Annotated in this window: 8 protein-coding genes; all 8 read right to left on the reverse strand. The window is 42.7% G+C overall.

Going from position 1 to position 13,253, the window contains the following annotated elements; genetic code table 11:
* Positions 1 to 24 precede the first annotated feature (24 nt).
* The 8 genes from L4C38_RS15845 to L4C38_RS15880 all read right to left on the reverse strand — a co-directional run bounded on the left by L4C38_RS15845 (position 25) and on the right by L4C38_RS15880 (position 13,252).
* Positions 25 to 1,548 carry a response regulator gene (locus L4C38_RS15845; protein ID WP_428798528.1) on the reverse strand — a complete coding sequence of 508 codons (1,524 nt, stop codon included), beginning with the start codon at positions 1,546 to 1,548 and terminating at the stop codon, positions 25 to 27.
* A 26-nt stretch (positions 1,549 to 1,574) separates the two neighbouring features.
* Positions 1,575 to 2,678 carry a response regulator gene (locus L4C38_RS15850; protein WP_428798529.1) on the reverse strand — a complete coding sequence of 368 codons (1,104 nt, stop codon included), beginning with the start codon at positions 2,676 to 2,678 and terminating at the stop codon, positions 1,575 to 1,577.
* A gap of 15 nt (positions 2,679 to 2,693) precedes the next feature.
* Positions 2,694 to 8,099 (reverse strand): response regulator, encoded by a 5,406-nt coding sequence (locus tag L4C38_RS15855; RefSeq protein WP_428798530.1) that lies wholly within the window; start codon positions 8,097 to 8,099, stop codon positions 2,694 to 2,696.
* A 264-nt stretch (positions 8,100 to 8,363) separates the two neighbouring features.
* Positions 8,364 to 8,663, reverse strand: coding sequence for a type VI secretion system PAAR protein (locus tag L4C38_RS15860; protein WP_428798531.1), 300 nt, complete (start codon positions 8,661 to 8,663; stop codon positions 8,364 to 8,366).
* Positions 8,664 to 8,870: 207 nt separating this feature from the next.
* A complete protein-coding gene (locus tag L4C38_RS15865; protein WP_428798532.1) occupies positions 8,871 to 9,599 on the reverse strand; it encodes a hypothetical protein in 729 nt (242 codons plus the stop codon).
* Positions 9,600 to 9,621: 22 nt separating this feature from the next.
* Positions 9,622 to 10,344: a hypothetical protein gene (locus L4C38_RS15870; RefSeq protein WP_428798533.1), complete on the reverse strand. Its 723-nt coding sequence runs from the start codon at positions 10,342 to 10,344 to the stop codon at positions 9,622 to 9,624.
* Positions 10,341 to 12,413, reverse strand: a complete 2,073-nt coding sequence (locus L4C38_RS15875) for a lipase family protein (RefSeq protein WP_428798534.1) — start codon at positions 12,411 to 12,413, stop codon at positions 10,341 to 10,343. The genes L4C38_RS15870 and L4C38_RS15875 overlap by 4 nt, the downstream gene beginning before the upstream one ends.
* On the reverse strand, positions 12,413 to 13,252 hold the full coding sequence (locus L4C38_RS15880) for a DUF4123 domain-containing protein (protein WP_428798535.1): 840 nt from the start codon (positions 13,250 to 13,252) through the stop codon (positions 12,413 to 12,415). The genes L4C38_RS15875 and L4C38_RS15880 overlap by 1 nt, the downstream gene beginning before the upstream one ends.
* Position 13,253: the final 1 nt, after the last annotated feature.

Here is a 13,253-nt window from a genome sequence, read left to right on the forward strand (position 1 = left end):
TCCTTAAAGGTTGCTACTTCATTGTTAATCGATGGCTTTCATCATCAAACTCAGCGTTGTTCCACCATCATCGACATCTAGCTTGATCTCCCCTTGCTGAGCTTTGACACACAACCTCGCCGAATAGGTTCCAATACCTTTGCCGTCGGTTTTAGTCGAGCTGACAAACTTATCGAAAAAGTGTTCGCGCAGCTCACTGGGTACCTTGCCTTTGTTGTGCAAGGTCACTATCAACCACTCTTCTTCTCGGTGTGATGCCATCGTGACACAAGAATGTTCGGGCGCCGCCTCCAAAGCATTGGCAATCAAATTACAGAACATTCTGTAGCTGAGTAGCTCATCACCTAAAAATATATGTGCAGGGTCAACATCCTGTTGAAACTCAATATTCTTTTGCTTTGCCTTTGCTTGAAAACTCACTAGAACCTGCGCTAACGCACTCTCTAAAATGACGGGACCTAGTGTTTGCGAATCATTACCTTGCTCTAACTCCATTAATACACTGTAGTTATCTATCATCTCGGTCAGCATCGCAGAGCTATCTTTAAGATTTTTTAACTCTGGTGAATCACTGACCATATCTACCAATGTCGCGTGCAGAGCCGTAAGTGGATTACGGAAGTCATGAAAAAACGTATGCTCAGCTTCATCTCTATGGCGAGATGATTGAAAGAGATGCTCAATTTGCTTGGTGAGCTTTTCTCTTTGAATAACCGAATTAATGTGCGTTTCCACTCGAGCCAGTACTATTTCTGGAATCACTGGCTTTTGAATATAGTCGACAGCACCAAGCTTTAGCCCTTTGACGACATCTCCTGTTTGTGACAATGCTGAAACAAAAATGATCGGTATAAATTCAGTCTCGGGATCTGATTTCAATGAGCGACAAACATCTAAACCGTCCATCTCTGGCATCATGATATCCAAAAGAATTAAATCCGGCTTATCCGCTTTAGCGCAAATATCGAGGGCTTGCTGGCCGCTACGACAAACTCGGATCTTATACAGGGGTTTAAGTAACTCACCCAAAACTTGGAGGTTAGATGGCTCATCATCAACCACCAAAATCGTTCGCGGGCTTTCTTTAGCCGCTTGCTCGGATTTGTCTTGGTTGCGCTGAATAGCATTGGCACGAATTGGGGAGACAAACGCTTTATTCACTCTTTCGCTGAGTGTCACTTTAGAGAATGGCTTAACCAGATATTCAGAAACCCCAGCCTCTATTGCTTCGACAACATCACTTTGGTGAAGATTGCCAGTTAACATAATAAATGGCACGTTTCTATGCAGCTTAGATTCACGCACTTGTTTTAATAATGCCAAACCGTCCATTTTTGGCATCTTCCAATCTGAAATAATAATATCAACAGCATTACGCCCTAGGCATTGCAGCGCTTCACGACCATCTTTGGCTTGATAGATGGTTTTGAATCCCAGCTGTTCAAACGCACTACATAACGTTCGGGTAATCGCTTCAAAGTCATCGACGATCAGTACTGACATACCTTTGTAAGGAGAGTCATAATTCACTCGCTTAAAGTTTTCCATGCTACTACCTACTGCCCTTTATGCGCTTAATTTGATGTGCTCAAAACATCTCGATATGTTTCTGCAATATCTCTAAATTTTTCAGCATTAGCGATAAACACATCTACCAACATGGGATCGAAATGACTACCCTTACCTTGCGAAATCATTTCTACCGATTTTTCATGGCTAAAGGCAGGTTTATAGACCCGTGCAGATATCAATGCATCGTACACATCAGCTATCGCCATAATACGCGCCGATAGCGGTATCGCCTCACCACTCAACCCCTGCGGGTACCCTGAGCCATCCCACTTTTCATGGTGTGAATATGAAATTTCTTTAGCAAAAACTAGGAAATTATCAGCATAGCCCAGTGATCCCTCTGCTGCACAAATCGCGTCATATCCATAAACCGCATGATTCTTCATTTCTTCGAATTCATCGTGGGTCAAACTGCCGGGTTTGAGTAAAATACAATCTGCGACACCAACCTTGCCAATATCATGTAGCGGTGCTGATTTCGCCATTGCTGTAATAACTCTTGGCTCTAGATATGCTTTGTAAGGTTCTAACAGGGCTAATTCATTCGCTAATGTCTCTACGTATTTTTGCGTACGTCTTATATGATTACCCGTTTCTGGATCTCGTGACTCTGCCAACGCCCCCATTGCAACCAACACGACATTCTGTAGATCATTTAATTGTTGCGTTCGTTCCGTTACTTTTTGTTCTAGCACCTCATTTTGCATCGCAAGCTGGTCTTTTGATGCTTTAAATAGCAGGTGATTTTTGACTCTTTCTTTTAAAATTGCCGGGCTAATCGGCTTGGTAATATAGTCAACAGCCCCCAAAGCAAGGCCTCTAGTTTCATCCACTTCTTGAGATTTAGCCGTAAGGAAAATAACCGGAATATCACAAGTATCCGCGGAAGCTTTTAACTGCTCACATACTTGGTAGCCATCAACATCTGGCATCATTATGTCGAGCAATATCAGATCAGGCTTTCGTTTCTCAATGATTTTAAAAGCCATAGAAGCATTCAAAGCAGCTTGAACCAAATAGTCATCAGCCAAGACACCTTTTACTACTTCAATATTTGTTGGCGTATCATCCACCGCCAAGATGGTTGCTTTGTTACTAGTATCCATACTTGTTATTCTCTCTTAGGCGTTAGTTTCTCGCTTTAACTGTTCAATAAGTTGCGCCCCTGTTTCAAAATCATAACTACTCAATGGCTCTCTGAGGCGGTTGAGCTGTTGCTTAAGCTCATCAGAAAAATCAGATTCGAGTGCATCGTCTAATACATCAATGACTGTAGAATCAAACCGTTCAATCTTACGTTCGATGTCGGTCAATAAATCGCTGTATGTGTTTGTATTTTCTGCGGTAGCACTCTGCTGTTCGACACTAAGCGTTATTTTATCCATCAGTGGTAAGGCAGCTTCAAAATCATAGTTTTCCATTGCGCTAGAAACTTGCTTAACCAATGACTGATCTAATATAGAACCTGCATTTGCTAGCAGCTCATCAAAGGTATCCACCGCGGCGCTATCAAAATCGTCTAGCTGCTGATAGATCTGACGAGTTAGCTGCTGACATTTTTTCCGATCAAATGCTTGCGTAACTTGGGGGATATCACTGCTGCGCTCTAACGCAATACCAATTGCCATGATCATTTTGTTCACCAACTGCCCCACTTCATTCAGCATGTGTTGCTCGGCTTCGCCCAGATCACAGCGTTGATGCAATTGTTGCTCTGCAAGCATATGTTCAAGTTTTTCCGCTGGTGCGATGAGATAATTAGCGCCGATGTTGCCTGCAATGCCTTTTAAGGAGTGCACAGCAATGACCGCTGATTCAATTTTCTGGGATGCCATTGCGGCACTCACTCGCTCAACTACGTCTGCCTCACTTTGCATGACATTGGCTAAGGTCTTTTTGTAAGCTTTCACGCTCCCTGCCATTCGAGCTAGCGCACTTGTAGTATCAAAATCTTCTATTTCAAATGATTCTTGCACTTCACTGCGGGTAATCACTTCCAACGAGTGACCGGTTGGCTCTATCCAATTGACTAGAGTTTGAAATACTTGGTTTGGGTTAATCGGCTTGGGTAGATGATCATTCATGCCCGCGTTAAGACACCGTTCTCTATCACCTGACATCGCATTCGCCGTCATAGCAATAATAGGTAGTTGATCCTTACCTGATTCACGAATTTTCTTACTGGCTTGATAACCATCCATCACTGGCATTTGGATATCCATCAATACCAAATCGAACTCATCTACTTCAACTTTGTCTACCGCTTCCTGTCCATTGTTCGCGGTATCCACTTCTAAACCAGCCAGCTTAAGGAGCTCAATCGCAATTTCTTGGTTAATAGCATTGTCTTCTACCAATAGCACCCTTGCACCTGCAATTCCCTGAGCTATCGAGAGATCAATCTTGTTAGAAAAGACTGGCTGGTCAGTAGTATTTCCTTCTTTTGTCATCACACTCAACATGGTATCGAGTAAGGTCGATGAGCTCACAGGCTTAGTCAGTGAGGCATCTAATTTTAAACCTTTCAAATGTGCATGCATTTCATCTCTGTCATACGCGGTCACCATGACAAAATATGGTTGATTATCAATGTCCGGCAGCTGCTTGACCCGTCTTCCGAGCTCCAAACCATCCATATTCGGCATTTTCCAATCCGATAGAATGACATCAAACGGTTGACCGTATTGCTGGGCTGCAGTGATTTTTTCCAATGCTTCCGCTCCGGATGATGCAAGATCAGCTTTGAAATCCATGCTCTGACATAAACTAAACAAGATCTCTCTTGCAGCAACGCTATCATCAACAATAAGTACTGACACATCCTCTAAACGTGTCGCTGCATCTAAGCTTTGCTGTTGAGTATTGCTAGAAAGACCAAATTTGGCGGTAAAGAAAAATGTGCTGCCTTGACCACTTTCACTCTCTACCCAGATAGATCCTTTCATCATATCGGCTAAAGTCTTACTAATGGTTAAACCCAAACCAGTACCACCGTATTTACGTGTGGTCGAAGCATCGGCTTGGCTAAACGACTGAAATAAGCGTGAGATTTGCTCTTGGGTCATACCAATCCCGGTGTCGGTAACTGAGAATTGTACTGACACTTCATCACCAGACACCTGCTTCAATTCAGCTTTGACCACAATCTCGCCTTGCTCAGTAAACTTAATCGCATTATTGCTCAGGTTTAGCAAAACCTGCCCAAGCCTTAATGGATCACCAATAAGATGGATTGATAACTGAGGATCTAGATCAACGAGCAACTCTAAACCTTTTTCCTGACACCGCTGCGATATCACTTGCACGAGGTTATCTATCGAGCCTTGTAAGTTAAATTCTGTCTCTTCTAAATCCAACTTACCCGCCTCGATTTTGGAAAAGTCGAGAATGTCATTAATAATGCCTAGCAATGATTCGGCTGAAGTTTGAATCTTGTTGATATAGTCCGCTTGTTTTCTATTAAGATCTGTTTGCATAGCTAAGTAGCTCATGCCAATGATTGCGTTCATTGGCGTGCGTATCTCATGACTCATATTGGCTAGAAAGTCACTTTTAGCTTGCGTCGCCTCCTCAGCTTTTTGCTTCGCCATCATTAACTCGCGCTCAGCATTTTTTCGCTCAGTTGTATCCCTGACAATGCCTGTGAAAAGTTGCTCTCCGTCAAGTATCGCTTCGCTAATGGCTATTTCTAGATCAATTGTCTCACCCGTTTTCTTGTACCCAGTAAACTCCATTAATAAGTTAATACTCGACTCTTCTTTGTCTATTATCTCGTTATAAATCGTATGAAATGCCCGCTCAATCAAGCTATCGATTTGCGTTGGCTGTCTGAGAATCTCATCAGCACTGTATTCAAATATTGCTTCCGCTGCAGGGCTAAACTCAACAATCACACCCGCGGTATTCACCACTATGATTCCATCTGAAGCATTATCGATTATAGTACGCGTTCGCTCGGCGTTAATTTGCAACTCGACAGTGCGCTGTTTGACTTGTCGTTCCAGTTCCGCTTGAGTCCGCGCTAGCCCACTAGTTGCACGTGTACCTACGCGCATGGTGAATATGCTGGTTCCTAACATCAGCACTAGCGCTATTGCCAGTATTGACCAAACAGTTAACTTAAATGTACTAAGCAGCGCGAATGCTTCTTCAACATCCATTTCCGCCGCAATACCGATATTGAGGTTATCATCCCATACCCAATTGCCGACAACGGGTATACCTCGATAGTCGTTGTAGCCAATCAAATCCCTACCCGATGTTTGCTCGCTAATGCTTTGTGCCATACGAGTCAAAGGCCAACTAGCATCAGCCTTTTGCGACTCAGAAGATAAATCAGCACCGGGGTTTGCAACACGAATATTAAGTGAAGAGCGCTGCTGCTCATTAAGCAATCCTACCTGCTTTAACTGCTCTTCAAACCGAACATTTGATAGGAGCAAGCCGGAACGATCTAGCGCGTAAGTCTCACCACTTTTAGCAATAAACCCTGCAGATAAGATCGAAGAGAAAACTCCTTGGAAATTGACCCGCTTGGCTAGCACAGCAATTGTCTCACCATTCGCGTTAATGACCGGGACAGCGAAGAACATTGTGGGGGGATTAAGCTCACCATCTATGTGCTCTAGTTTCACATCCGATTTTATCGGTGGAATAAATACTCCTCGACCATCGAATGCTGCCTTCATTAAATCAGGGCGCTGTAATTCAATTAGATTTACCGTTCCGATATTGGTATCGCGGCGAGAAGACAAACTAATGTTGTCAGAGGAAATAATGAAATAACCAAATGAGCCCGAAATACCGGTCCGGCTTTGGACAAGCTGCCGTAGTTGGCTCTGAAGAGGGGAATTAATTAAAGCATCAGGTGTTCTTTCTACATCGAGTAGCTTTTCAACCAAATCGACCAATTGTGGGTTTTGACCTAGCTGCCCAAGGTTTTCCAACTCAATATCTACCCAGCCCACAATTCGCTTATGAGCCGATGCCAGTACGGTTGATAGACTATGATTTATTGACTCTACGCTTTGTCTTTCAGCATAGCGAGTCACAATCAATACCGTCGTCACTAATGTTGCGCACAACACAATTTGCACCACCATCATTGAACGCTTAAAGCTTTTATTGCTAAATTTCTTGGCTAATTCTTTGTCACTGACCTTAAACACTCGGGAAATCAGATACATTAGAATTAACGTGAGGACGACTGCAGCAGCAATGACAAACTTTAATGAATCGACTAAATTAACACTAGGGGTCTCAGTCACAATCGAACTTTGTGTTTGATACCAATCATTTTTGGTCAAAATGACTTCGCGTAAATCAAGTGAATCTAACCCTTTTTGCAAAATAGAATGCAGTACTGGCACCTGATTGTGTGACCATAAATGCAAGGCAGATCGTGAAACGACATCTTCATCAATCGCTCGAAGCCCAGTGATTTTGTTTTTATCAAGCCAATTTAACACCACCGTTTCTGCATCAAGTACTGCGTCCGCCCGGCCATCTAAGACGGCATTAATTGCCTCATCAATCCCCGAGGTTTCAAGCAATTTGACATTAGGATAGAGATCTTTGACTTTATCAATCGTGGCATAGCCTGATGAGATGGCGATGGTGGCGTTAGCAAGATCAGAAACCCGCTTAAACTGCTGATCGCGCTCTTGGACAAAGTAGATCTCTCGGACTAAAAAATATGGTGTTGAGAATTGACCGTAGCGCTTCCGTGCATCACTTTTGTAAGCGTGGGGTAATAAATCAATCTCCCCCTTTTTGAAAGCAGATAGCAACTCGCTCCACTCACCTTGCACAAACTCAAACTGCAAACCCGATTGCTGGGCAATTTGGCTGACAATATCGCCAGATAACCCTGCCAGTTTCCCGTCACTGTCGGTGTATAGCATTGGTGGCCAGTTTTCGATACCAACCTTGACGACATTATTCTCAATCCACTGATGTTCACTATCAGATAGACTGAGCAAACTTCGTTGACTGCTGTTTTTAATTCGCTGCTCAATTCGCTGTGCAAGCGTAAGCAATGCTCGCATATATAGATCTTTATACGAGTGGTATTCATAGTGATTAATCAGTGTCATTGCTTGGTTGCGCTGCTCGGCTTTCACCAAGTCTATAGCTTGCATTTCGAGCGCAACTAATTCGAAGCGTGCTGCCTCTAATTCACCAACTATCTGAAGATCGTTTTCTATCTGGCTAGCAAGCAGTGCATTGATTAATTCGGTTAGCCTTGGTTCGTAATCTAAGTATCGATCAAGCCACTTATCATCACCTGAAAATACGTAGCTCAACATGGAAGAGGTTAATACTTCATCTAAGTATTTCAGCTCAACCACTATGTTTTGTACTTGACCTTGAGTTAAATCTCCCCCTAAGGAAGCAGGAATACCATCAAATTCAGAAGCAGCACAAAAGGGAGAAAACGTTAGAAACCAAGATAGTAGAGCTGTCAGAAGTTTTGTTGACGATCCTAACGGCGACTTCTTTCCAGCACCTCGCACAAACCACATCATTATACGCACCTGTAAATCACCGCTTTCATGAAAAAGTAGGTTATGCATATAATTTCAGCAAGTTCATTCATAGTGTTAGTTCACACTATGGGGACTTGGTTCGTATCTTTACTTTGATTACGAGAACCCGTCTACATATTAAAATAGTCAATCTTTGTGTTTTGTACTAATGACAGACCAACTCGAAACCCGTAAAAAATCAGCTATTCGCCCAATAACCAAGCCGTGTGCCACTACTGTATTAAGCCTCTCTGACTCTTTAACTTACCCAATAATTACGTTGGGTGAGCCTGTAGCAACTACCCCGCCGCATCCGATAGCATCACCTACTCTGGCGGCAGGCATACCGTTAATAAAGACGCTGCCCGAACCCGCAGCAATGGCGCGACCATGGAAACCATGCGGTGTTTTTGGGCATGGGCAACCATGCGGGGCGGCGGCATCACCCAAACGAGCGGCGGGAATACCGTTGATAAATACGTCACCACTCCCCGCTATGATCGGCGTTGGTGGAAAACATCCATGTGGTGAGGCTATATCACCTAAACGTGCTGCTATTGGCATTTATTGTCCTTAAAATTCGTGGGATTCAATCTAATATCATAAGTGTACAAACCATATACGGCACTAATACGATATGTGGTCAGAATCATTCCTTAGACTCATTTAATTTGTTCGCGTTAATAATTCCTGCCGAAAGATTCTCATCCGAATAATGGTGTATTCAATCGAATTTATAATAATGTTTTCATAATTGTGCCTTCACCATGATTACTTTCCGGTTTGCGGGTCTAACGGGGCACTGCGATAATTCTCTCCCGCTAAAATATCGTAATGAATGATGGTCTCATCGCTAAACTGAGAGAAATCGAGATACACTTTATAAGCATTAAATTCGACAAGATCCGACTTTTTGTCCCTCATTTTTTCATCAACATAAAAACTACAAGCTAAACCAGATGACCATTCCTTTAAATCATCGTAATACCTCGCTCTACAATCCTCTGCTTTAATTTTTGAATTTAAGCTGATTGCTTTACGTGATACCGATGTTGGCGGATAAATACGCAAATTCGCAAAACCAACTTCATCAAACGCATTGTTGGCTCCGATATATATTTGCCATAATTTCATATCACACCCCGAAGACTTGTAGTTTTGATACGGTATTCTTAGCTCATAACGTTCAGGCACGGTCGAGAAATCGTGTTCTATATTAAAAACGCCTTTGCCCCCTTGTCTTTTTTTACCATCAGAAGCGCTCCAAAAGAATGACTGGCATTCATCGCCACCACCATAGAAAACAGCCCTCGCTGCTACCCTCGCATCCACAGGTTTTACGCCTTGAATACGGATAAAGTGATCATCCTCTGAAGTCCCAACAGGCGGCCTATTTGCACTTTCCCATTGCATTAATGGCTTCAAAATAAAAATGACCACAAGAAAAAAAACAATCACACAGCCAACTAAGGCAAGAGCAAGTTTAAATAATGTCTTCATAGTAATTGTGCCGTCACCATGATTACTTTCCTGTTTGCGGATCTAACGGGGCACTGCGGTAGTTCTCTCCCGCTAAAATATCGTAGTGAATGATGGTCTCATCATTGAACTGAGAGAAATCGAAATAGACACTTTCTGCATTAAATTCTGACTCTTTAGATATTCTTTTATCATTTATATAAAAATAACAGCCAAGAGCACCGGCCCAACCTCCCATTATGCTTCTATATGCGTCTCCCTCACATTTTTTTGCTGCAACTTTTGAATTAAAACCAATTGCCTTATCCGACTCCGTTGTCGGTGGATAAATCCGCAAATCTGCAAACCCGACTTCATCAAATGCATTTTTGGCTCCGACATCAATTTGCCATAGTTTCATATCACAACCCGAAGACTGGTAGTTTTGATACGGTATTCTTAGCTCATAACGCTCAGGCACGGTCGAGAAATCGTGTTCTATATTAAAAACGCCTTTGCCCCCTTGCCTTTTTTTACCGTCAGAAGCGCTCCAAAAGAATGATTGGCATTCATCCCCGCCACCATAGAAAACAGCCGTAGCCGTTACCTTCGCATCCACAGGTTTTACACCTTGAATACGGATAAAGTGATCGTCCTCTGAAATACCAACAGGCGGTCTATTTGCACTCTCCCATTGCATAAGTGGGTTCAATATAAAAATGACCACCAGAAAAAAAACAATCACACAGCCAACTAACGCAAGAGCAAGTTTAAATAATGTCTTCATAGTAATTGTGCCTTCACTTTTTGCTTATCAGAAGCTTGATCACCAAAGAGTAAGTTATCAGCAGGAAGCAGCGTAGGTGTTTTAACCAAGGCTTCAAGCTCTTTCCTCACGCGCTGTACATTCAAGGTGATTTTTTCTGTCAGTTTTATCTCTTGTCGTATTTTAAATAAAGCCTGTGAGCGCTCATACTGTCGCTGAGCTTGTCCTCCTGCTGGATCTTTTCTTGAGAAATGTTGCTGTGCTAAGGTATTCACCTCATCCATTTTTAACTCATGATACGCATCAAGTAACAATCGTTCAGTATTATTAATGGCTTGTAGAGAAGATTGGTAATTACCCACAGAACCCTCATTTAACAACAGCAGAACTTGTTGTTTGATATTCGGAATATATTCACTAAGAAAATGGTCCATTCCCGAGTGGGTAATGGAGTCAATATAGCCATTAATATCAATATAATCCTTACTCAAGGTGTTCGCTAAGCGGTAAGAATCTTCTGCTTTGTTTGAAGCCAAGGTTAAACTCGAAATATGCGTCTGCTTTTCTGTTAGCAATACTTGTTTAACATCGTCGGGTTGATGTTTAACCTGACTATAAGTCAGTAATTGAATAAGATTGCCATGATGCTGATAATTATCATCATCGCTGTCCATCGTTCTTTCTTTTAAAGAGTCCCATAGAGCGAAAACCGGAAAAAAATACTTCCACAACGACGACGAATCACTTCTTTCATTTGGGTTAGTGTTCATCCAACGCATCGGGATTTGTGGTACTAAATCATGATTATTCGCATGTCGATAGTGCTGAATATCACTATAGCGACTCACAAAACTGTGTGTGCCTGTGCGCGGCATCCCATAGGTGTATAAACGCAAAGTAGAAGGCGAATAGACATCTTGAATACGTGCACTAAGCAATAACGCGCCTGCTCCCCCTAGACTGTGCCCACAAACATAGAATTTTCTATTTTTATGTAACTCTAAATCTTTATCCATTAATTTCAACAGGGCTGTGACATATTGATAAAAACCTTGGTGAACATACGTACCACCAAATTCCTCCGGCGCAATTTGAGAGGCGTTTATATCGGTCGCGATATCTTGATAACCGGGTGAGTTCAAAGCCGCAACTATACCATCCACCCCTTCGGTTATTTTGAGCACTGGGGCTGCCGACAAGCGGTCGACAATTTTAAGTGAGCTTTTTTTACTTAATTTACCTATTTCCTGATTACCGAAATAGGTTTGCGTGCCTCGAACTCCAATAATCGCCACATCGTCGTTACTCAACAAATACCCCTCCGCACCGATGTTACTATCGTGGTAATATTGAGCTTTCAAGTGTTGACTGTAAGGGACTTCTGATAGTAACCAGTCTTCTTTTGTTGAGGCGCAATACAAAGGTACCACTTTGAGTTTTAACTGCTCAACTAGGGCTTTAATACCACCCTCGGGTAAGGAAGGATTCTTATCATCAGGAATACCAAATTTATCACTGGCATAAGCAAGCTGAGACAACAATGCAAACGTATAACTGTTCACCAAACTGAACTCATCTGTATCGACTATCATGGGTATATAGCTGCGTAGCGCTTTAATTTCCAACACACAAGCGCGATTATGGCAAGTGCGGAAACCTCGGGCATCCTCACGATAGTTCGTTCTTAATGGCCCATGATTCTCCTTTAAAAAATCATCTTCTGGTAGCGTATCCCATAAATCCCCCGCTGTGATTTCATAATAGGCTTTGGGGCTTTGGTCTCGGTCCAGTTGTTCATCGCTCCATCCCTTAACCGGTGACTCTTCCCCTTCTTTACGGCTCTCGTATTGCTCCACGGTGGATAGTAGATTATCGGTTTGTACGCTCACTACCCATTCACCTGCAGCAATGTTATCAAACACCACGTGACCTTGTGAGGCGCTCTTTTGATGCGTCTGCATCGTCGATGGGTTGGTAATAGTAACTTTGAGCCCTTTAATTGGCTCATTCTGTTCACTGCGAAATTCTACCTCTAACCAGTTCACCTCGGCATTACACAATATGCAATGGTTATACATCTCTGTCGTCATTATGCGTTTCCTTGTAATTGTGTGAAGGTGTACTGAAGGGCAAAAAGCAGTTCATCATCTTGGGTTTTATCAATGGCGTCTTTGATATCAGGCTGGCTAAGTGCCGCTTCCCCAGAAACGGAGGTGATTGCAGCAATGACGGCTCGCGTCATCAAAGGTTGTGAGTCATCAAGCACTAAAAATTTTTGTTGAAATTGGGTCTGGAAACCAACATGGTTGCTCTCAATATGTGCGAGCATCAACGCCGACTGATGTTGCCATAACCAACTCTCTACATTGCCCGCCAGTAACGGCAGGTTTGGAGCGTTATCGACATGATGTTCTTTGATTACCCACCATGGGGCGTCCTGCACTGGCTGAGTTTTATAAACATCAGAATGATAGCTTTTCCAGCCATTTTCATTTTTTAATAGTATTGAATGCCCTGCCAATAAAAGATTCATCTCTTCCGAATCAAGTCTTGATAATGTCTCGCCTAAATAGTCGGGACGATAAAAAGGAAAAAACACGCGTTCTCCAAGTAATACCGCCTGAAAAACGCTGGCAAAATGCGCCCTAACTTCATCTGGGATTTGTGTAGAAATCAAAATACCACTCTGAGCATGGTTGCCTTCTGACCACCATTGTAAAAATTCATTATTTACTGGTAACAACCAAGGACCATCTTCAGCGTTGCTTAACTGCCCAAGGGATAATAGCGGTCCGCCATTTTCCCCAGCACACTGGGAAAACACTTGATGAGGAACCCATTCCGAGTGGGGGTCAACAATGGCGAACAACATTTTGTTCTGTTGAGCTTGTTGTTCAACCCAATCATAAAAATAATGGTTGCCTTGCATC

It is taken from the genome of Vibrio kasasachensis, from assembly GCF_050337565.1.
In the GTDB taxonomy this organism is placed as follows: Bacteria; Pseudomonadota; Gammaproteobacteria; order Enterobacterales; family Vibrionaceae; genus Vibrio; species Vibrio kasasachensis.

What these genes read in the sequence shown, in the direction of transcription:
- L4C38_RS15845 (WP_428798528.1), bottom strand. Translation starts at nt 1,548, where the DNA reads ATGGAAAACTTTAAGCGAGTGAATTATGACTCTCCTTACAAAGGTATG.
- L4C38_RS15875 (WP_428798534.1), bottom strand. Translation starts at nt 12,413, where the DNA reads ATGACGACAGAGATGTATAACCATTGCATATTGTGTAATGCCGAGGTG.
- L4C38_RS15880 (WP_428798535.1), bottom strand. Translation starts at nt 13,252, where the DNA reads ATGCAAGGCAACCATTATTTTTATGATTGGGTTGAACAACAAGCTCAA.
- L4C38_RS15860 (WP_428798531.1), bottom strand. Translation starts at nt 8,663, where the DNA reads ATGCCAATAGCAGCACGTTTAGGTGATATAGCCTCACCACATGGATGT.
- L4C38_RS15865 (WP_428798532.1), bottom strand. Translation starts at nt 9,599, where the DNA reads ATGAAGACATTATTTAAACTTGCTCTTGCCTTAGTTGGCTGTGTGATT.
- L4C38_RS15870 (WP_428798533.1), bottom strand. Translation starts at nt 10,344, where the DNA reads ATGAAGACATTATTTAAACTTGCTCTTGCGTTAGTTGGCTGTGTGATT.
- L4C38_RS15855 (WP_428798530.1), bottom strand. Translation starts at nt 8,099, where the DNA reads ATGATGTGGTTTGTGCGAGGTGCTGGAAAGAAGTCGCCGTTAGGATCG.
- L4C38_RS15850 (WP_428798529.1), bottom strand. Translation starts at nt 2,678, where the DNA reads ATGGATACTAGTAACAAAGCAACCATCTTGGCGGTGGATGATACGCCA.